General features: G+C 42.4%; 19 protein-coding genes. 7 read left to right on the top strand and 12 right to left on the bottom strand.

Annotated elements, in window-relative coordinates; all coding sequences use genetic code 11:
- Window positions 1-67: 67 nt before the first annotated feature.
- Together E0H77_RS05980 and E0H77_RS05975 are read left to right on the top strand one after the other, a co-directional pair.
- Window positions 68-781 carry a tetratricopeptide repeat protein gene (locus E0H77_RS05980; protein WP_131375802.1) on the top strand — a complete coding sequence of 238 codons (714 nt, stop codon included), beginning with the start codon at window positions 68-70 and terminating at the stop codon, window positions 779-781.
- A 75-nt stretch (window positions 782-856) separates the two neighbouring features.
- Window positions 857-2,131 (top strand): replication-associated recombination protein A, encoded by a 1,275-nt coding sequence (locus tag E0H77_RS05975; RefSeq protein ID WP_131375800.1) that lies wholly within the window; start codon window positions 857-859, stop codon window positions 2,129-2,131.
- A gap of 121 nt (window positions 2,132-2,252) precedes the next feature.
- On the opposite strand, the gene E0H77_RS05970 is transcribed toward E0H77_RS05975, so the two are convergent.
- The 4 genes from E0H77_RS05970 to dapA all read right to left on the bottom strand — a co-directional run bounded on the left by E0H77_RS05970 (window position 2,253) and on the right by dapA (window position 5,246).
- A complete protein-coding gene (locus tag E0H77_RS05970; protein WP_131375798.1) occupies window positions 2,253-2,738 on the bottom strand; it encodes a hypothetical protein in 486 nt (161 codons plus the stop codon).
- Window positions 2,739-2,969: 231 nt separating this feature from the next.
- Entirely contained in the window at window positions 2,970-3,689 is a 720-nt protein-coding gene (gene purC / locus E0H77_RS05965; RefSeq protein ID WP_131312514.1) for a phosphoribosylaminoimidazolesuccinocarboxamide synthase, read from the bottom strand.
- A gap of 35 nt (window positions 3,690-3,724) precedes the next feature.
- The gene (locus E0H77_RS05960) at window positions 3,725-4,339 is read right to left on the bottom strand and encodes a lipoprotein-34 precursor (NlpB) (RefSeq protein ID WP_131312513.1); all 615 of its coding nucleotides are present in this window, start codon (window positions 4,337-4,339) and stop codon (window positions 3,725-3,727) included.
- A 13-nt stretch (window positions 4,340-4,352) separates the two neighbouring features.
- Window positions 4,353-5,246, bottom strand: coding sequence for a 4-hydroxy-tetrahydrodipicolinate synthase (dapA, locus tag E0H77_RS05955; RefSeq protein ID WP_131312512.1), 894 nt, complete (start codon window positions 5,244-5,246; stop codon window positions 4,353-4,355).
- A gap of 320 nt (window positions 5,247-5,566) precedes the next feature.
- Here dapA and pncA point away from each other — a divergent pair, with 320 nt between their 5' ends.
- Together pncA and E0H77_RS05945 are read left to right on the top strand one after the other, a co-directional pair.
- Window positions 5,567-6,187 carry a bifunctional nicotinamidase/pyrazinamidase gene (gene pncA, locus E0H77_RS05950; protein WP_131375796.1) on the top strand — a complete coding sequence of 207 codons (621 nt, stop codon included), beginning with the start codon at window positions 5,567-5,569 and terminating at the stop codon, window positions 6,185-6,187.
- 648 nt (window positions 6,188-6,835) lie between these two features.
- A complete protein-coding gene (locus E0H77_RS05945; RefSeq protein WP_131375794.1) occupies window positions 6,836-7,789 on the top strand; it encodes a bile acid:sodium symporter family protein in 954 nt (317 codons plus the stop codon).
- Between the two features lie 164 nt (window positions 7,790-7,953).
- Here the strand turns inward: E0H77_RS05945 and E0H77_RS05940 are convergent, their stop codons facing one another.
- Window positions 7,954-9,405: an NAD-dependent succinate-semialdehyde dehydrogenase gene (locus E0H77_RS05940; RefSeq protein ID WP_131375792.1), complete on the bottom strand. Its 1,452-nt coding sequence runs from the start codon at window positions 9,403-9,405 to the stop codon at window positions 7,954-7,956.
- Window positions 9,402-10,691, bottom strand: coding sequence for a 4-aminobutyrate--2-oxoglutarate transaminase (gabT, locus tag E0H77_RS05935; RefSeq protein ID WP_131375790.1), 1,290 nt, complete (start codon window positions 10,689-10,691; stop codon window positions 9,402-9,404). The genes E0H77_RS05940 and gabT overlap by 4 nt, the downstream gene beginning before the upstream one ends.
- Window positions 10,692-10,844: 153 nt before the next feature.
- Here gabT and pdxR point away from each other — a divergent pair, with 153 nt between their 5' ends.
- Window positions 10,845-12,344, top strand: a complete 1,500-nt coding sequence (pdxR, locus tag E0H77_RS05930) for a MocR-like pyridoxine biosynthesis transcription factor PdxR (RefSeq protein ID WP_131375788.1) — start codon at window positions 10,845-10,847, stop codon at window positions 12,342-12,344.
- 242 nt (window positions 12,345-12,586) lie between these two features.
- Here pdxR and gabP read toward each other — a convergent pair whose 3' ends face one another.
- The 3 genes from gabP to E0H77_RS05915 all read right to left on the bottom strand — a co-directional run bounded on the left by gabP (window position 12,587) and on the right by E0H77_RS05915 (window position 16,449).
- On the bottom strand, window positions 12,587-13,978 hold the full coding sequence (gabP, locus tag E0H77_RS05925; protein WP_131375786.1) for a GABA permease: 1,392 nt from the start codon (window positions 13,976-13,978) through the stop codon (window positions 12,587-12,589).
- An 84-nt stretch (window positions 13,979-14,062) separates the two neighbouring features.
- Complete coding sequence (locus E0H77_RS05920; protein WP_131375784.1) at window positions 14,063-14,251, bottom strand: hypothetical protein; 189 nt, start codon at window positions 14,249-14,251, stop codon at window positions 14,063-14,065.
- 770 nt (window positions 14,252-15,021) lie between these two features.
- Window positions 15,022-16,449: an amino acid permease gene (locus E0H77_RS05915; protein ID WP_131375782.1), complete on the bottom strand. Its 1,428-nt coding sequence runs from the start codon at window positions 16,447-16,449 to the stop codon at window positions 15,022-15,024.
- Between the two features lie 46 nt (window positions 16,450-16,495).
- Here E0H77_RS05915 and E0H77_RS05910 point away from each other — a divergent pair, with 46 nt between their 5' ends.
- Window positions 16,496-16,777, top strand: coding sequence for a hypothetical protein (locus tag E0H77_RS05910; RefSeq protein ID WP_131375780.1), 282 nt, complete (start codon window positions 16,496-16,498; stop codon window positions 16,775-16,777).
- A 502-nt stretch (window positions 16,778-17,279) separates the two neighbouring features.
- Here the strand turns inward: E0H77_RS05910 and E0H77_RS05905 are convergent.
- Window positions 17,280-17,465: a hypothetical protein gene (locus E0H77_RS05905; RefSeq protein ID WP_131375778.1), complete on the bottom strand. Its 186-nt coding sequence runs from the start codon at window positions 17,463-17,465 to the stop codon at window positions 17,280-17,282.
- A 119-nt stretch (window positions 17,466-17,584) separates the two neighbouring features.
- Window positions 17,585-18,481 (bottom strand): LysR family transcriptional regulator ArgP, encoded by an 897-nt coding sequence (locus E0H77_RS05900; protein WP_131375776.1) that lies wholly within the window; start codon window positions 18,479-18,481, stop codon window positions 17,585-17,587.
- Between the two features lie 529 nt (window positions 18,482-19,010).
- Between E0H77_RS05900 and E0H77_RS05895 the strand changes: the two genes are divergently transcribed.
- Entirely contained in the window at window positions 19,011-20,657 is a 1,647-nt protein-coding gene (locus tag E0H77_RS05895) for an inorganic phosphate transporter (RefSeq protein ID WP_131375774.1), read from the top strand.
- A gap of 62 nt (window positions 20,658-20,719) precedes the next feature.
- Here the strand turns inward: E0H77_RS05895 and ybaK are convergent, their stop codons facing one another.
- Window positions 20,720-21,187, bottom strand: a complete 468-nt coding sequence (ybaK, locus tag E0H77_RS05890; RefSeq protein ID WP_131313159.1) for a Cys-tRNA(Pro) deacylase — start codon at window positions 21,185-21,187, stop codon at window positions 20,720-20,722.
- Window positions 21,188-21,208: the final 21 nt, after the last annotated feature.

Below are 21,208 nucleotides of genomic sequence, written 5' to 3'. Positions count from 1 at the left end.
CGAATAAAAAACTGACTTAAAACAACTTAAAAACAAAGCATAGTATTATTTTAGAATTGGATGATTCATGAAAAAAATTAGTAACTTACTGGTAGTTTGTTTGTTGGCGAGTGTGATTACCACAGCTACATTTGCCGCCAATCATTTTGATGACATGAGTGATATACAGGTTCTGGCAATCGCTCAAAAAGGTAATGCCGAAGCACAATATAAAATCGGTGACACGTACTATTATGGCAGCGATGACACTGCACAGGATTTTGATCAGGCACGTTTTTGGTATGAAAAAGCTGCCCAGCAAGGCAATGCGGATGCTGAATATAGCTTAGGTGTGATGTATGACCAAGGTGAAGGTCTGGAACAAGACCCACAAAAAGCCTTTGCCTATTATAGCAAAGCGGCTGCACATGGCTCAGCCGATGCCATGTATAACCTCGGTTATACTTATGAATATGAGCGACATCCCGCAAACTATACCAAAGCCTTTGCATGGTACAGTCAAGCAGCTCAGCTCAATCATGCCCAAGCTCTAAACAATATTGGCGTGATGTATTTTAATGGGCGTGGCGTCGCGCAAAACTTTAAAAAAGCTTTTGATTATTATTTGAAATCGGCAAAACTGGACAACCCTACCGCACAGTACAATCTGGGCTGTTTATATCGCGATGGTAAAGGTGTGGTGATGGATAAAAAACAAGCCATGAAATGGCTCGGTAAAGCCGCAGAGCAGGGCGATGAAGATGCACAAGCGGATTTATATGAATTGATTCAGCAGATGTAATCACAGAACAACGCTATTGAATGGGTATTTCAATCTTGTAGACTATAGCAAAGCCAACCAATGAACTAAAACCATATGTCAGAGAGCCAAATTCCATTACCCGAACGCCTACGTCCACGTGATCTGTCTGAAATTATTGGGCAAGAGCATTTATTGGGTGAAGGTGCGCCATTACGGCAAATGATTGATCAAGGGCATTTGCCTTCAATTATTTTTTGGGGGCCTCCTGGCGTTGGTAAAACCACGATTGCCTTACTGTTGGCTCAGGCAGTGGACCGCCCTTTTGTCAGTTTATCCGCCTTGAATACAGGGGTAAAAGAACTGCGAGAGGTGATTGCAGAAAGTGGTGATTTACTCACACCTGTAGTATTTATTGATGAAATTCATCGTTTTAATAAATCTCAGCAAGATGCCTTACTCGGTGCGGTGGAAAAAGGAAAAATTACCTTAATTGGGGCGACCACAGAAAACCCGTCATTTGAAGTCAATAGTGCTTTGCTGTCGCGTTGTCAGGTCTATAGCTTAAATGCGCTGTCCAATGAGGCCATTGAGAGTTTATTAAGCAAAGCCTTACAACAAGATCGCTTTTTACAAGAACGTCAGATTTATATTGACGAGTTCGACGCCTTGATTCAGTTTGCTGCTGGAGATGCACGTAAGGCGCTTAACTTACTGGATTTAATTGCCAGTACCTTTGAACCAGAGCAAGACAATCATGTGGATAATGCCTTGGTGGTACGGGTTGCCCAGCAAAATATCGTGCGTTATGACAAGTCAGGCGAGCAGCATTATGATTTGGTGTCGGCATTTATTAAATCAATTCGGGGCAGTGACCCAGACGCAGCTTTGTACTGGATGGCACGTATGCTCAAAGGTGGTGAAGATCCACTGTTTATTGCGCGGCGCATGCTAATTGCTGCTTCGGAAGATATTGGTAACTCAAATCCAAATGCGCTGTTACTGGCAGGGGAATGTTTTCGCTCAGTACAGGTGATCGGTATGCCTGAAGCCCGCATTATTTTGGGACAATGTGCTGTGTACTTGGCGACCAGTGCCAAAAGTAACAGCACTTATTTAGCCATTAACCGTGCAATGGATCTGGCAGATAAAACCGCAAATTTATCTGTACCTTTGCATTTACGCAATGCGCCAACCAAGCTGATGAAACAGCAAGGTTATGGTGTTGATTATCTTTATCCACATGATTATACTGAAAATTTTGTATTGCAAGAATATTTGCCACCTGAGTTAAAAGGAACAAAACTATACGAATCGGCGCGTAATAAACGTGAAGTCGAAGGTGAGCGGTTGCAACAGCGCCGCTGGCAGCAGGAACAACAACAGCAATAAAAATAGAATTGATGAGGCTTCTTTCATTATTCTCAGATAGAGAGCATACAAGGGACTTGTGATAGAAGTCGATTGTATCTACTGCCAAGTTGCGTGACAGTAGATACAGATTATTTTTAAATTAGCTGGCTTTACAGGAAACGGACTTACTGAGTAGTTCGGCTTTGTTGTTGCTAAAACTGTAAAGTTTGCCCCGATTATAAATTTTAATGACTTTGGCATGTGTGACTTGGTTTTTAAACGCAGCCAGTTGTTTTGCCTGACCTAATTCAAAAATATTGCCATAGTTTTTATTGTCGAGCAGAAACTGGATTTGTCCTGCCTGTTGATCATAGGCTTTGAGTAGCACTTGCCCGTCAGTGTTTTCAATCGAGAAGGTCGGCTTTTGACTTGCGACATTGCAGTTCAGTTTGAGTGACAGTATATCTCCTGTTTTGGACTTATTTTTTAGGCTATAAATGCCCTGTTTTTTATTTTCAATATAAGACCATTGCTCGGCGGGTAAATTTTCAGTCAATTGCTCTAACGGGTTGATATGAATGTCACTGATATCGACTATGCCTTTTTGGTTGGCTTGAGGACCTTCATCTTTACTGAGTCCAACCATGCTCCCGACTTTGTGTGTGGCTTTGGAAACGGTTTGACAGCCTGTCAGGCAAATGAAAGGGATGAGACCTAGGCAGATGGATTTTAAAAAATAATTTTTCATTGTTTTATAGATGAATGATTTAAAAAATATTGTGATGTAAACGTTATAGGGCGATGAAAATTAAAAATTATACTTATCTTGAATAATAAAAAACCGAGTCATAAGACTCGGTTTTTTAGCAGTTTAAACTTAGATATCTTCTAAGTTAATGCCTAAGCGTGCTGCAACTTCTTCATAAGCTTCAACAACACCACCTAAACCTTGACGGAAACGGTCTTTGTCGAGTTTTTTCTTGGTTTCTTTGTCCCACAAACGGCAACCGTCTGGAGAGAATTCATCACCCAATACGATACGGTCATGGAATACGCCAAACTCAAGTTTGAAGTCAACTAGTAGCATATTGCCTTTGTCGAACAAATCTTTCAGAACATCATTCACTTTGTAAGTGAGTTCTTTCATGTTTTCAAGCTGTTCAGCAGTTGCCCAACCTAAAGCAATCGCTTGAGATTCGTTCACCATTGGATCGCCAAGAGCGTCATCTTTGAAGAACAATTCAAACGTAGGCGGGTTCAATTCTTTACCTTCTTCAATACCCAAACGACGGCATAAAGAACCTGCTGCATAGTTACGAATGACACACTCTACAGGAATCATTTTTAGCTTTTTCACTAACACTTCTGTTGGTGTAAGCAATTTCTCAAAATGGGTTTCAATACCAGCAGCAGCCAGTTTTTCCATAATAAAGGCGTTAAAACGGTTGTTCACCTTGCCTTTACGATCTAGTTGTGCGATTTTTTCGCCGTTGAACGCCGAAGCATCGTCACGAAAGACTAAAATCAAGTGGTCTGGACTATCTGTTTCATAAACAGATTTTGCTTTACCTGTATAGAGCAAGGTTTGTTTTAACATGGGATGAACCTGTTTTCAAAAATATACCTAGGGTACTAGGCTGGCCAATTTTGAGAAATCTGGTCTAACAATGCTTTCGCTTTAGCCTGATCAGCAAAACTGTTATCAGGATTAAATAAAACGAGGGTATTGGTTTTACCAACAGCGGAGAGCTTTAAGACATAGGTGTGATCATCGACTTTAATTGTCGCTTCATACCGTGTTTGACTTTGGCTAATCACGCTGTAATTTAGACTGCTTAGTGTTGCAAGCGTGTACTGCCAAATTGTATCAGATTTACCAGTAACTTTCAGTAACGGATTTTGGTTTCCGTCAACTAAAACCACAGGTTTCGGATAATTATTATTGGCTTCAGCCAAAGTGCGGTTTGGAACGACTTCACCTGGACGAGGCATTGCAAAACGATTACCTTTTTGGTTTTCAAAATCAGGTGCGTGTTGCAATGCAAGTGGGTCAATAATCGGTGCAGGATACAGTGGCGTTGCAGGTCGAGCTGTTGAACCTTCAGGATATTTTAATGGCTCAATGTCGGCGGTCGACTTTTTGTAGTTTAAAGAACCGTTGTTAATACTGAGCTTATTACTCAAGGTGCTACAACCAGCCAAACTTAAAACTGAAAGTGCAAGGGTTAAACCTAAACGTAACTGCATAATGTTGTGCTCTTTAAATAATACCTACGTCTTTTAGCGCGTCACGCAATGGTGTGCGATATTGCTCTGCAAGTGGTGTTAGTGGCAGACGAATGCCTGAACCAATTTTCCCCATTTCATGCAATGCCCATTTCACAGGAATTGGGTTCGATTCGCAAAACAAAATATTGTTTAAATTTGCAATCTTATTATTAATTTGTTCAGCAATTTCTTGGTTGCCTTGTAATGCCGCAGCACATAATTCGCTCATCAATTTTGGAACAACATTGGCAGTCACAGAAATATTACCTTGCGCGCCAAGACGAATCAGTTCAGCAGCAGTGGCATCATCACCAGAAAAAACTGACATTCGACCCTTCAATGCATCGATCAATTCCTTGCCTCGTGCAGTGTTACCAGTCGCATCTTTTACTGCAATGATATTAGGAATATCGGCAAGGCGAAGCACGGTTTCATTGAGCATGTCAACGCCTGTACGTCCAGGGACGTTATACACAATAATCGGTAAATCAACAGTTTCAGCGATGGCTTTAAAATGCTGGTATAAACCTTCTTGAGTCGGCTTGTTATAATAAGGTGTGACTAAAAGCGCAGCATCTGCACCAAGGGTTTGAGCTTCTTGGGTGAGTTCGATCGCTTCATGGGTTGAGTTTGCACCAGTACCAGCAATCACAGGAATACGTTTGTTCACCACACGAATGATTTCTTTAATCACTTGTGTGTGTTCAGACATACTCAGGGTAGAAGGCTCACCTGTTGTGCCGACTGCAACAATTGCATTAGTACCTTGTTCAACGTGCCACTCAACGAGCTTTTCAAGGCTCTTCCAATCTACGCTGCCATCTTCAAACATAGGGGTGACTAGTGCGACAATTGAGCCTTGAATATTCTGAGCTTGCTGAGTCATTTTGAAAAAATATCCTATTTGACCATCCGTACAGTTTTAAAAAGGATGGTTACTGTATTTTGAATTTAAGCGGTAAAGTCAACGTAATCTAGTGGTAACGTTGAATGTTGCTTACTCAAATTATGACTGAACATGGTATGAAGAACAATATACTTTCGTTAAAGCAGTCAAAACTTTTAAGGCATTTTTTAAACAGCGTGTATATAAATACTTTGAGTTGATAAATTGAAAAAAATATTGGCTTAAACCACGTCATTCAGGTTTTGTTTTATAAATTTTTGACTGATATCAGCAATTAGTGAATTGATAGGAGAATAAAAATGCATCTGGAGCAGAGCGCCCTGATCGTGGTTGATATTCAAAATGGTTTTACTCCAGGCGGCCACTTGGCGGTGGCCGACAGCGACCAGATTATTCCATTAATTAATCAATTGGCTCAAAAATTTCAGCATGTGGTGCTCACTCAAGATTGGCATCCTGCCGACCATATTTCTTTTGCTGAAAATCATGCGGGCAAACAAGCTTTTGAGACCATTCAGCTCGGTTATGGCACACAAGTGCTTTGGCCAAGTCATTGCGTGCAAGGTACACACGATGCTGAACTACACCCTCTACTCAGCATTCCTCACGCACAACTCATTATTCGTAAAGGATGGCATGCCGAGATTGACAGTTATTCGGCATTTTTAGAGGCAGATCAAACCACCACAACAGGTTTGGCAGGCTATTTAAGAGAAGTTGGAATTTCGACAGTATATGTCGTTGGAATTGCGACTGATTTTTGCGTGACATGGACTGCAATGGATGCAGTGAAATTGGGCTTTCAGACCTATGTGATTGAAGATGCGACTGCGCCAATCGACTTAAATGGCTCTTTACAACAGGCGTGGGAGGCGATGCAAGCGTTGGGTGTGATTCGTTTACAGTCTAGCCAGCTCTAAGGGTATTTCGCGACTAAGAAGTCGGCAAAATTCTTATCTGTGTTTGAAATGGTATTTAAAGGGAGTGACCTTTCAAATATAGATAGTTGTTGTTGAGTATTGGGTTCCAGCAGTTTCTTGTGCCATACCTTTGGCTAGAATGGGAATGTTTTTATATGCGATTGAATCTGTAAATGTGCAAATGTATGATTTTTTTAGTATTGATACTGGCTGCTCAGAAATAGACATTTATTTTTAGTTAAGCTGAATTTGGCGAAAAGTTTTACACAAGATATTGAAAATAAATGAATCATGATGAATTAGCCTTGTAGGTTTAGCTCGTATTTCAGGATTAAATCACTACGTCTTGCACGTCGATTGAAATATATTTCAATCTCGTTCAGGTTCGACTTGGGAAATGCTGTTTCGCATGGTTTTCGCGATGAGCAGCATCGCTGCATAAGGGCAAAAGCATTTTTCAGTTGCAAACTCATTCGGATGTTATTGTTTTTTTTAATGTATTTAAAAACAATATCTTGCAAAATTAGTTCTGACCTTAAACATGCCACTGATGTTTCAATATATTCTATAATTTCTATGCATTTTATATCGAACTCAGGTTTTTCATTTTTGAGATGCTGCTGTAAGCCTCATTTGACGTGTGATTTCATGAAATTATTTTTATCGATGATTCAGTTTGTCCAGAAAAGTTTTGCGCTGTGGGTGGTGCTATTTGCAGGGATTGCATTGTATCTGCCACAAGGATTTGTTTGGCTAACCCATTATATTCCACTCATGCTTGGTGTGATCATGTTTGGTATGGGGATGACCATGACGGTGGGTGAGTTTAAAAGTGTGGTGCACAACCCCAAAGCGGTTCTGATCGGTGTAGCAGCACATTTTGTGGTGATGCCAAGTCTGGCCTATTTGCTGTGCAAGCTGTTCCAGTTACCGCCCGAACTGGCGATCGGCGTGATTTTAGTGGGCTGTTGCCCAGGGGGAACAGCCTCTAACGTGATTACTTTTATGGCAAAAGGCAATACGGCGTTGTCGGTCGCGTGTACTTCAGTATCGACTTTACTTGCACCCATTTTAACTCCTGCGATTTTCTATCTGCTTGCCAGTCAATGGATTGAGATTCATGCTAGTTCCATGCTGCTGTCGATTTTACAGGTGGTGCTGTGTCCAATTGCCTTGGGCTTAGTGATGCGTATGTTTTTGAAAAACAAAATTAATACTTATATTGAAATCATGCTTTTGATTTCTGTGGTGGCGATTGTGCTGATTGTAGCGGCGATTATTGCAGCCAGTAAAACGGCATTGTTGCAGTCGGGTTTGCTGGTCTTGCTGATTGTGGCACTACATAATGGTTTTGGTTTTTTATTGGGTTTTTGGGCAAGCCGTATTTTGGGATTGTCTTATTTTGACAGTAAAGCGGTGGCGATAGAGGTGGGCATGCAAAACTCAGGGTTAGGAGTTGCTCTGGCAGCCGTGCATTTTGCTGCATCGCCATTAACCGCATTGCCAAGTGCCATTTTTAGTTTGTGGCACAATATTTCAGGGCCTGCGCTCGCCAGTTATTGGGCAATGGTGGCACAACGTAAACAACGCCAAGATCAATAGATTTCTTTCATCATTGTCTACACCTTCTTTATTTTTTTATCATAGGGAGAAATAAAAAGGATTGATGAAAGAAATCTAATCATAAAATCAAGATAAACAGCAGGTATAAAAAAACCAGTCATCGAATGGGCGAGACTGGTTTTTTTAATGGGTTGTCTGAATGATTATTCAGAAAGATCAACACACAAGTATTTCATTTCGAGATACTCTTCAATGCCGAACTTCGAACCTTCACGTCCAAGACCTGATTGTTTTACACCGCCAAACGGAGCAATTTCATTGGAGATCGCACCCGTGTTGATGCCGACCATACCGTATTCGAGTGCTTCACCGACACGCCATTGACGTGCTGTGTTTTGAGTGAACAAGTAAGCTGCCAAGCCAAACTCAGTATCGTTCGCCATTGCCACAGCTTCGTCTTCAGTTTTGAAGCGGAACAATGGAGCAAGCGGACCAAACGTTTCTTCTTTGGCAACTTTCATGTCTTGCGTCACGCCAGTCAACACGGTTGGTTCAAAGAATGTTGCACCCAGCTCAGAACGCTTACCACCAATACGGATTTGCGCACCTTTCGCTACGGCATCATCAATGTGTGATTGAACTTTAGCGACAGCTTTTTCATCAATCAACGGCCCTTGAGTTGAACCTTCATGGCGACCGTCACCAACTTTCAACTGTTTCGCTACAGTTTCAACCAAACGTTCAGCCAATGCATCATAAATGCCGTCCTGAACATAGATACGGTTTGCGCAGACACAAGTTTGGCCGCTGTTACGGTATTTACTTGCCATGATGCCCTGAACCGATTGATCCAGGTTCGCATCATCAAAAATCAGCACAGGTGCGTTACCACCCAATTCAAGAGAAAGTTTCTTGATGGTTGGTGCGCATTGCTGCATCAAGATACGACCCACTTGGGTTGAACCTGTGAAGCTGAGTTTACGTACGATGTCGCTGTCACATAAAGTTTTGCCGACTTCTGCAGCATCACCGCTGATGTTAATGAGAACATCAACAGGCAAGCCTGCTTGTAGTGCAAGTACTTCAAGCGCATAAGCAGTTAACGGGGTTTGTTCTGCTGGTTTAACCAACATAGAACAACCCGCTGCAATCGCTGGTGCTGCTTTACGGGTGATCATTGCCGCTGGGAAGTTCCAAGGGGTAATCGCCGCAGTCACACCAATGCCTTGTTTAATCACAAGTAAGCGTTGTTGTGGTTGCACTGATGGTAAAACTTCACCGTCAATACGACGTGCCTGTTCAGCAAACCAACGAATGAAAGAGGCTGCATAAGCAATCTCACCACGTGCTTCCGCCAATGGTTTTCCTTGTTCAGCCGTTAAGATTTGTGCCAAATCTTCTTTGTGAGTCAGCATGAGGTTGTACCATGCCCACAATACGTCTGCACGAGCAGTCACAGTTTGTTTTTTCCAAGCTGCCTGCGCTTTTTCCGAACGTAAAATGGCTGCTTCAACAGCTGCGCTGTCGTAGGTTTTTACCCACGCCAGCGTTTCACCTGTAGCAGCGTCATTCACTTCGATATAGTCGTCTGAAGCAGGTGCTTCAAACGCAATATCTGGGTGTTTTAGCAAATACTGCAAGTTGGTTTGGATCATGCAGAGTGCTCCGCAGAATTCGTTGTTGTATTTAAAGTTGCAAAACCTTGTTTCAAGATGTCTAGACCTTGACGGAATTGTTCAACAGGAATGGTTAATGGATACAAGAAACGGATCACGTTACCATATTTACCACAAGTCAAGATCAATAGACCGTTGTCCATTGCATGTTGTTGTACAGTTTTTGCTTGTTCAGCAGTTTCAAGTTCAACAGCAACCATAGAACCTAATGCACGAATATGAGTCACTACATTGCCAGTAGCTTGTTTGATGCTTTCTAATGTTGTAACCAATTCAGCACCCAATTCGTTCGCACGTTCACATAGGTTTTCACCTTCGATCACGTCGATCACGGCATGCGCTGCAGCAACTGCAATTGGGCTACCTGCATAAGTACCACCTAAACCACCAGGGTTTGGCGCGTCCATAACTTCGGCACGACCTACAACACCTGAGATTGGGAAGCCGCCACCTAAGCTTTTCGCCATAGTGATCAAGTCTGCTTTAGTTTCAAAGTAGTTCATGGCAAATAATTTACCAGTACGAGCGAAACCAGATTGAACTTCGTCAGCAACCAACAAGATACCGTGTTTGTCGCAAAGTGCGCGAAGGCGTTTTAAGAATTCAGCAGGAACAACGTTGAAACCGCCTTCACCTTGAACTGGTTCAAGAACGATTGCTGCAACGTCATGTGCTGCAACATCTTCACTGAAAATATTTTCGATGCTTTCAAGGGCGTCTTCGACAGATACGCCTTTAGCAGGAACTGGGTAACGTGCGTGGAATACGCCAGCAGGCATAACACCGAAGTCACGTTTGTAAGGTGCAGTTTTACCTGTCATCGCCATGGTCATGAAAGAACGACCGTGGAAACCGTTACCAAAAGTAATGATGCCGTGACGACCTGTGTAAGCACGTGCAATTTTTACTGCATTTTCTACAGCTTCAGCGCCTGTAGAGAAGAATGTTGTTTTTGCAGCGCCTTCAATCGGAGCACGTTCGTTAATACGTTCAGCCAAAGCCACATAACTTTCATAAGGAACAACTTGGTAAGCAGTGTGCGTGAATTTAGTCAATTGCTCAGTCACGGCTGCAATCACTTTCGGGTGGCGGTGACCTGTATTCAATACCGCGATACCACCAGCGAAGTCGATAAATTGGTTACCTTCAGCATCCCAAAGTGTTGCATTTTCAGCTTTTTCTGCATACCACTGACACATTACACCTACGCCACGTGGTGTTGCTTGTTGCTTGCGCTCGTTCAGTGCAGTATGTTTATCGCTCATGTTAATCCCTCATTTTTGTCATCGGTTACAGCTTTTACGTATGTATAGCATCATGATGGATCATGATGGTTTACAATCACTGTGTATCGCTATAATTTCGCGCTTTAGGCGGCAACTAACGAGAGCCACTTTAATACAGAAGGAGAGAGCCAATTGCGTAGCCTGCTTGGAGATCATTTGTTGCAACGATTACAACAAGACGCCGAGGGCACGCTACATCAACGGTTATTTCGTTGTTTGCGTAGTGCCATTATGGAAGGGGTATTGCAGCCGAAGACTCGATTACCTGCATCGCGTGATCTGGCGGGCGAAATTCATGTGTCACGAAATACCGTACTAACGGCTTATGAACAGCTTCAAGCTGAAGGCTATGTCGAAGCACGTACAGGACATGGCACATGGGTTGCCGAGAAACTGCCTGAAGCATTTTTAAATAGCCAGAAAAAGAAAGCACAGCCAAATTTGCAACCACCACGGCGCGATTATACTATGTCTAACCGTGGAGCAAGTCTGATGGGGTATGCTGCTGCATCTCCGCACCAGTGGGGGGCTTTTGTGCCTGGAGTGCCAGATGTTACTGAATTTCCTCATCATATTTTTAGTCGAATTCAGGCGCGTCTAAGCCGTGAACCTGATATTAATCGTTTGATTTATAGCAATGCGGGTGGCTGCGTTGAGTTGCGTAGTGCCTTGGCCGACTATTTGCGTGTAGCGCGTTCAGTGCAGTGTGATGTCGATCAGATTATTATTACCGAAGGCATTCACCAAGGAATAGATTTGGTGTCACGGGCGCTGAGTGATATTGGTGACCATGTCTGGATTGAAGATCCTGCCTATTGGGGCATGCGCAATACTTTGCGTATTAACGGGCTGCATTTGCGCCCAATGCCTGTCGATATCGAGGGGATTATTCCAGAAGATAACCCCAAACAAGCTCCCAAACTGATTGTTGTCACCCCATCACATCAATACCCGCTCGGTTCACATTTGAGTCTGGCACGCCGTAAACAATTACTGAACATCGCACGTCAGCATGGTAGCTGGATTATTGAAGATGACTACGACAGTGAGTTCCGTTTTTCAGGGCAGCCATATCCATCTTTACAAGGTTTAGAACCTGAAGCGCCTGTGATTTATATGGGAACTTTTAGTAAAACCATTTATCCAGCGCTGCGCATTGGTTATTTGGTTGTGCCAAAGCCATTGTTCTCACCACTACGCATAGTCGCGGCTGAACTGTATCGGGGTGGGCATTTGCTGGTGCAAAAGGCATTGGCGGAGTTTATTCGCGAAGGGCATTATGAAGCGCATATCCGCCGTATGCGGTTACTCTACGGTAAGCGCCGTTCTTTCCTGATCGATTTGATTTATCGGTATTTGGGTAAAGACTTTCTGCATGAATACGATGAAGCGTCGGGATTACATTTGGTGATGAAACTGCCAACCTACTGTGATGATGTCGCGATTGCCACCAAGGCACTAGAGCGTGGAGTGAAGGTACGTCCATTGTCACAATACTATATGCAGTCGCATGCGCGTGCGCAGCGTGGTTTGTTGATGGGGTTTGCCTGTGTCGATGAAAAAGACATGGTGATGGCATTTGGCGTGTTATTGCAGTGCTTACGTGAAGCGGGTGTGCCAACACTGAATTAAATCTACCAATAAAAAAAACAAGGAGATCGCCAAATCTCCTTGTTTCCCCTTGGTCGCTAGACCAACTTGATGTTATCGAAAAAAGTAAACTGTGTGAGAACTCGCAAAGTCAGGGATTTGGGAGAGTAGTATTACCATGCTCATGCCAAGCACAGTAATCTGAAATAACCTGACCAAATTTACTTTTTCCGCACCACCAACCTGTAAATACAGGCATATGTTTATGCCTGTATTCAATTTGATTATTCGCTTTCAGCTATAGCTGAAGGTGCTTTTTCATTGCGGCGCTTGGTCACAATCAAACCTGAGATCACCACGAACACACTGAGAATCGCAGTTGAAGTAATTTCATGAGTATGGCCTGGATCAAATGCCATGATCACGAGTGCTGCGATGATGAAAACAATTACTGCCCAAGTCAGATATGGGAAGCACCACATCTTCATGGTTAATTGTTTACCCTCAGCCACCAATTTTTTACGCATCGCCAATTGTGAGAATGCAATGACCAAATAAACCAGCAAGGCGATTGCCCCAGAGCTGTCGAGTAAGAAGTTAAAGACGGCTTTTGGTGCAGCATAGTTGGCAAAGGTACAGATAAACGCAACCGCTGTAGACAGGAAAACTGCATATACAGGCGTATGTTGTTTGTTTACTTTTTTGGTGAAAGCAGGTGCATCACCACGCATGCCTAAAGAATACACCATACGTGAAGCGGTATAGAGTGCTGAGTTTAGGCAGCTTGCTACAGAAGTTAATACCACAATATCGACCAGTAGTTTTGCGTGTGGTACATGCAATGTAGACAATACTGTTTGGTATGAACCCATATCTGGCAAGCGCGGGTCATTCCAAGGCACAAGCGCAATAACAATGAAGATTGACACAATATAGAACAGTGCGATACGCCAAATCACCGAGTTGGTTGCTTTGGTAATTTGATGTTCAGGGTCTTTCGACTCGCTTGCTGCGATTGTGACAATTTCAGAACCCATAAATGAGAACATGGTGGTTAGTAACGCAGCCAAGACTGGCCCCCAACCATTTGGCATAAAACCACCATGATCCCATAGGTGTTTAACCCCGCTGACTTCTGGATTTGGAGAGAAACCAAACACAGCAGCACAACCAAAAATAATGAATGCGATAATCGACACTACTTTGATTAATGCAAACCAGAACTCGAATTCACCGTAATTTTTTACGCTAAATAAGTTGGTTACAGTCAGTGCGGCGGTAATAAGAAAGGCGAGCAACCAAACTGGTGCGCCTGGAATCCAAGAGTTAATAATGGCAGCAGCAGCATTGGCTTCAAATGGAATGACCAATACCCAGAACCACCAGTACAACCAGCCAATAGTAAATCCAGCCCATTTACCAATCGAACGATCGGCATAGGTTGAAAATGAACCACTGTCGGGCTGTGAAACAGCCATTTCACCCAGCATACGCATGACCAGAACCACCAGCGTTCCTGCGATGAAATAAGCTAAAATAGCAGCAGGACCTGCTGAAGCGATGGCATGCCCCGAACCAACAAATAAACCTGCGCCAATAGCACCAGCAATAGACAGCATGGTGACGTGGCGATTTTTTAAGCCTTGAGAGAGAGAGGCTTGATTTGCTTGCGTCATAAAAAACCTTCAAAAAAGAAAAAATGGATTTATATCGAACTCACATTTGCCCGAAGGCACTGTGGATACGCAGCAAGGACGAACCTAACTACTCTGCAAGGAAAAAGGAGAGCGTAAATGCGCTTTGCCTAAGAGAGGCATTGCAACTGCATTGGCAACAAGACCAATGCCCCCAAAATGTGAAAAAGAAGCTGTCTGATAATGACTTTGAAGAGCTATGTGATGGCGACCACTTGTGGTGGCAGGCACATAAACAGCTTGATGTGTTGCCATATGATTTTCCTTAATTCATGACTTAGTGCATTGCATGATGAAATACAAATGCCCTACAAATTTGTTGAGTTGCCGCCAGATTGCATAGAGAAACAAGCAATCTGGTAAACAACACCATTTGTGTATGCATACTTCCAGTAACTTTAATTTGATGGGTCGCCAACCAATAAACGAGAGCCATTTCTTGACATGCAGAAAGAGCCAATTGTGTAATTTAATTGAAAAATGAGTGGCTTATCTTAAATAAAATGTGATATTTATCGCATATTTTTATCAAATGGTTTTTTTTATTCTTATATTTTTCATGCGAATATACAAAAATAATCACGCTATATTGTGCGTTTAATTATCTGTAAAAATCGAATAAAACCACATTTCAAAATACGAAACTTTTTTTGCAAAAATATGACATTTACCTATCACGTAAAGTAGTTTTTGTGAAAACTATGGCTTCGGATTTTTAGGAATATAAAAAAATAAGCAATTTGTATCCCTCAATTTAGCCAAGATATGGGGAATATTAAAACAGTCGTTGTAAAAATATAGCGTATGACAAGAGCGTTCATTTGCCTGATGGTGCGCTTATTTAAAGCTGATGCAGGATAGGGTGCATACTTGAGATATTTCTTTTGATTGCAATGCTGAGCGTAATAGGGAGGCTGAGTTGCAACGCTGATGAATCAGAGAAAATAATATTTAAAAAAGTTCGCCGAATTGGCTCAATAAAAAACCCACACAGGGTGGGTTTTTCAGTAGCGGCAGTGATGGATTTAACCTGGTATTTTTTCTTGATTTAGTTCGGATTGTTGTTCTTTGCCCCAGTTAAACTTCTGGGCACATAAACCAAGAATGACAATAAACAGTGCTAAACCTGAGGTATAGATAACTTCTTTGAAGTAAGTGCCTTCAATCAGCATCATAATAATTGCACCGATAATGGTAAAAATCACCACATAGGTTAAGCTAGGAAAGAGCCACATTTTAAAGTCAATTTTTTGACCTTCTGCTTCAAGTTTCTTGCGTAAACGAAGTTGTGAACATGCAATGGTCAGGTACACATAAAGTGCGGCTGTACCCGTTGCCAACATGAAAATATCATAGACGTCCATACTGCCTGTGGCTGTCAAAATGGCAGCAAACACGGCAAAGCTACAAGAGACTAAGACACCCATCCAAGGGCTGCCTTTTGTGTTGATTGAACCAAAGCTTTTTGGTGCATCACCACGTTTAGACAGAGAGAACAACATGCGTGAACAGGTGTAGAGTGCCGAGTTAAAGCAGCTACAGACCGAAGTGAGTACCACAAAGTTGACAATGTGACGTGCTTCAGGCACACCCAGCGCCGTTAAAGTCACACTGTATGTTCCCCAAGTTGCATCTTTTAAAAGTGGATTGTTGTGTGGAATCAAGCACACAGTAATGAACATGGAACCGACATAAAACAGCATGATTCGCCAAACAATCGAGTTGGATGCTTTTCGAATTTCTCGTGCAGGGTTATCTGATTCAGCCGCAGCAACCGTGACAATTTCCGCACCGATATAGGCAAACATCACCCCAAGTAAAGCCGTGATAATTGATGAAAAACCATTTGGCATAAAGCCTTGAGACGTGAGGTTGGCAAAGCCCTGAGCCGACGGTGCAGCCCATGGCCAGAGATGTAAAATGGCTAAACTACCAATCACCAAGAAAATGATAATCGCGATCACTTTGATTAGAGCAAACCAGAACTCAAATTCGCCGTAATTCTTCACGTTTTGCAGGTTCACCAAGACTAATGCAGTGATTACCGCAAGCATATAGATCCAGATTGGAATCAGCGGAAACCAGCTATTTAAAATTTTACCCGCAACATAAGCTTCCCAACCCATGAGTAATGCCCAAGAGCACCAATACAACCAGCCAATGGTAAAGCCAGCCCAGCGCCCAATTGCACGGTCAGCATAGGTGGAAAATGAACCACTATCTGGGTTGAGCACAGCCATCTCACCCAACATACGCATAATAAACAGAATCAGTAATCCACCCAATCCATAAGCTACAATTGCGGCTGGACCAGCAGAATAAATGACACTTCCTGAACCTATAAATAATGACCCTCCAATCACACCTGCAATCGAGATCATTGTAAGATGACGTGACTTAAGTCCGTGTTTTAAATCGTGAGAGGAGGAGTTGCTCTCATGGGTTTGCGTCATAAAAAACCTTCACAAAAAAGAAAAAATGAATCTAATTGAGCGCGCAATGCCTGAAAAAAAGCGTGCGCCTTCCGCAGCAAGGACAAGCCGAGCTACTCTGCAAGTAAGACGAAAAGGATTGCTTTTAGGTGTGCTGAATACGCTAAGAAATGTAGCCCTGACAGCCATATTGGATCCGCCTGATACATGGCTGATGCCAATTTCCCCTTTTATTGAAAAAAATGATCTTTGGGTCATGAAGACTGAGACCACTAAAATGGCGACTGCTTTGAGCGGTATGCACATAAACAGCCTGATGTGTTGCCATACGATTTTCCTTAATTCATGACTTGGGATTTTGCATTTTTAAATGCAGCTTGATGTGCAAATGTCCTGCAAAAATGCTGCTCGATAGTGTGTCGAACTCAACTCGAATCGGCTTTTGTTACAACAACATAAAGAGCAGCAGTCGTGTATGCATACTTCCAATAACTTTAATTTGTCGTTTGGAGGGCAAAGAAACGAGAGCCATTTTTGGATATAGAGAAAGAGCCAATGTGCTGACTTTCTGTGAAAATTGGCACTAAAGACATAAAAAAATATGGTTTTATTTAAAATAGATTAAATTTATTTTTTAATTAAGTTTTTATATTTCAATATCTTATTTTTATGATTTGACTGGTCGTTTTTTATTCTAAAATATTTTAAAGTGATTAATTATAAAAATACTAAAAATTTTTTTAAGAAATATTAAGAAATCAATACAGTGAATTTGCTGTTGCTTAAAATGAGTCGCTATTGGGTTAGCTGTGGTGCATACCCAGTAGCGACTACAGACAGATTAGTAGGGTTTACCAACCGCCACGACCTTCACCACGACCACCGCCGTGACCTTCGCCATAACCGCCTCGCTCATAGTGCCCACCTCCATGATGAGGACCATCACCCCACCAGAAAGGATCAAATAGACAACAACCTGACAAGCTCAACATTGAAATAATCGCTAAGCTTCCCAAGATCACTTTTACTTTGTTCATAGATCTCTCCTTATGACTCGCGCGTACAATACAATAGGATAACGCGGTAAAAATGAATGTATTGAGATGTTTTGTTGCACAGCGTACAAGACGGTATAAAGTTCACGTTGACTAACACATTAAACTGGATACAAAAAATGCTGGCTGTTCTGGCAAATCTGCAGGGTGAGCTGTTGTAATGGCGTGGATTGTTGTTGCCAATGATGCCAGTACAGCAAAATATCGGTTTGTGCTTCAGGTAAAATTTCAACCAATTCAACAAGTTCTAATGCTGCACCGAGCTGTAAGTCAGGTACAAGACCATAACCTAAACCACGATGAATGGCGTGTACAAAGGCTTCGGACGATGGAATGAAATGATAGGGATAACTGTTTGCAGTCAAACCGTGCAGTTTCAGTAGTACATTTTGATGCATGTGATCTTTCTGGTTGAAAATAACCGCAGGCGCTTGTATCAGGCTTTGGCGAGTAACGCCGTGCTTAAACCAGCGAGCAATAAAATCAGGGGTTGCCACCATTTTGTAACGCATATAGCCCAAGGCTTTGACTAGACAACCCCGTAAAGGTTGAGCTTCTGCTGAAATACAGGCGTGAGCTTGTCCAGCTTCGAGAAGTGCATGGGTTAGGGATTGATCATCTATGCGAATTTCGAGGGAAATTTGTTGTTGAATAACAATATTTTGTAGGCTGGGAAGTAACCAGGTCGCGAGTGAATCGGCATTGCTGGCAATAATCACTTTAATAAACTCAGAATTTGCCTGTTTGCCCTGTAGGTTTTGTAGAAAATTCTGTTCCATAAAGCGCTGACGCTGCAAATGTTGCAACAATTGCTCACCTGCAGGTGTGGTTTTGCAAGGTCGTCCGCGAATCAATAACATTTGCCCAAGCTGCCGCTCGAGTGCCTGTACACGAAGTGACACTGCGGAAGCGGTTAAATGTAACTGTAAACTGGCGTATTCAAAGCTGCCAGTTTCCGCAACAGCGAGAAACGCTTGACATTGTTTGCTATCGAGCATAATGAAACCTGATTAAATTTTTTTTAGGTAAACTGGTATTTACTTAATTTTATTTATTTTTTAGACAAAATGGAAATCCAGTCACTCTTGACACAGTGATTAAGCAAATTTTTTTTGGTTTATTTTATTCGTTTATAGAGAAATGCGTTTGGGATTGACAGTTATACCCTCTTTAGAGGGGCATATTGGAACCTTGTTTTTGAAGTCTTGATCATTGAGAAGGTTTAGGTGGTTTCAGGTTTAACCTGAGTTGGATGAACATTATTACTCAGGCTCATCTTTTATCAAAAATATTGCATAAACAGCATCTTAAAATATTGGTTTGGCTCGAGCAGTTATAGATAACATTTTTGTGTATCCAGTTTTTGATAAATGCTGATTGGGCTCGGCTGATTTATATTTTAGGTCAGTCATTTTTGACGCTGTAAAAGTGTCAATCATAGATTAAGGAACACGAATTTAAAATGTCATATAATTATCATAAATTGGTCGCAAAATTTGCACAATTTTATGATATGTCACCGATCACATGAATCATCAGGCATCGATTGTTACTGAAGCGCATCCAGCGCCAGCAATTGCCCAAAACACAATAAATTCTTCTTCTAAAAATATTCATCTTCCTGCGCCGCAGTGGTTTAAATATGTCTTTGCCTTAGTGGTATTGGCATCTTTAACTTATATTGGCGTGCAACTGACTTTTGATTTGTCACAAGTTCCACCACTGAGCGTGTTTTCTTTCATCATGCTGGGAATGGCGTTAGTGATTGCCTTGGGATTTGAGTTCGTCAATGGTTTTCATGACACAGCCAATGCTGTCGCCACCGTAATTTATACCAATGCCATGCCTGCCCCTGTTGCAGTGATGTGGTCGGGCTTTTTTAACTTTTTGGGTGTTTTGACTGCCAGTGGCGCGGTGGCTTACGGAATTATTGCGTTATTACCTGTTGAGCTGATCTTACATGTCGATAGTGGCGCAGGGTTTGCGATGGTGTTTGCCTTGCTGCTGGCGGCGATTCTCTGGAATTTAGGGACATGGTTTTTTGGTATTCCAGCATCAAGTTCACATACCATGATTGGTTCAATTATTGGTGTGGGCATCATGAACCAGTTGCTGCACTCGGCAACCGATGGCGTTAGCGGTGTGGATATGGGGCAGGTTCTAAAAGTTGCCAAAGCCTTGTTTTTCTCGCCACTGATTGGTTTTGGTTTAGCTGCTGTAGCCTTCCTGTTGCTAAAACTGGTCATGAAAAAGCGTCAAAAAGAATTATTTACTGCCCCAGAAGGTAATAAGCCACCTTCATTTTTGGTACGTATCTTGTTGATTTGTACCTGTACAGGGGTGAGCTTTGCTCACGGTTCAAATGATGGTCAAAAAGGCATGGGCTTGATCATGCTGATTTTGATCGGGATTGTGCCATTGGCTTATTCTTTAAATAAAACTATGGATCCTGCGCAGGTGCAGTCTTTTGCAGCTTTGTCAGAAAAAACGTCGCATATTTTAGTTACCAATCAACCTGCCATGCCTGAACTACAGGCACGCGATGTATTGACGAAATTTATTCAAACACATCAATACAGTCCACAGGTCATGCCTGCTGTGGCAAGCTTGTCGAATCATTTGGGTGAAGCAGTTGCCAGTTACGGCAGCATGGCAAACGTGCCTGAGAAAGCTACCGTCAACTTACGTAATGACATGTATCTCAGCAATGCGAGCTTAAAAGAGCTGGATAAAGGCAATCATTTAACACAGTTGTCACCTGCACAAAAAGCGACTATAGACGATTATCGCCAGAACCTCGACAAAGCCACTCAGTATATTCCAACTTGGGTCAAAGTCGCGGTTGCGTTGGCTTTGGGGCTGGGAACCATGGTCGGCTGGAAGCGTATTGTAGTGACTGTTGGTGAGTGTATCGGAAAGACACATTTAACTTATGGTCAGGGTATGTCGGCTGAACTTGTCGCGATGGGAACGATTATTGCCGCAGATAAATTTGGTTTACCTGTCAGTACCACTCATGTCTTAAACAGTGCAGTAGCGGGCACCATGACCGCGAATAAATCAGGGTTGCAGTGGGCAACCGTGAAAAGCATTTTGATGGCATGGGTGTTGACCTTGCCATGTGCGATGGTACTTTCTGCATCGCTTTACTGGCTGTTCTTGCAGTTCATTTAATCTGCCGATTTGCATAAAAAAGACCTCCGTGTGAGGTCTTTTTTTATTTGATACATCAGTTTTTATACATCAACGATATCGGCAAAGTGAGCACCGAGTAACTGAGCCAAATCTTGCGGTGATAAACCGACATCCAGTCCGCGTTTTCCACCACTGACATAGATTTTTGCCAAAGTTTCTGCGCTGGCATCAATCACGGTTTTCAGGCGTTTTTTTTGTCCTAATGGGCTAATGCCACCGACCAGATAACCAGTTAGGCGTTCGGCATCTTTCGGGTCTGCCATGTGTAGCTTTTTACAGCCCAGCGCAGTTGCGACTTTTTTCAGGTTTAACTGATGGTTGACAGGAAGCACCGCAACATAATGGTTTTTATCATCTGTGACCAATAAGGTTTTAAAGACTTCATGTACAGCCAGATTGAGTTTTTCTGCGGCTTCTAGTCCGAAACTTTTGGCATTGGCATCATGTTCATATTCATGCAGGCTAAATGAAATTTTTTTCGATTGAAGCAACTTACAGGCAGGGGTCATATCCATCTCTGATGCAAATAT

The organism is Acinetobacter brisouioides, assembly GCF_004331075.1.
Taxonomy (GTDB): domain Bacteria; phylum Pseudomonadota; class Gammaproteobacteria; order Pseudomonadales; family Moraxellaceae; genus Acinetobacter.
Note: the sequence above shows the minus strand (reverse complement) of the source record. Positions and strands in the feature narration are given on the sequence as shown.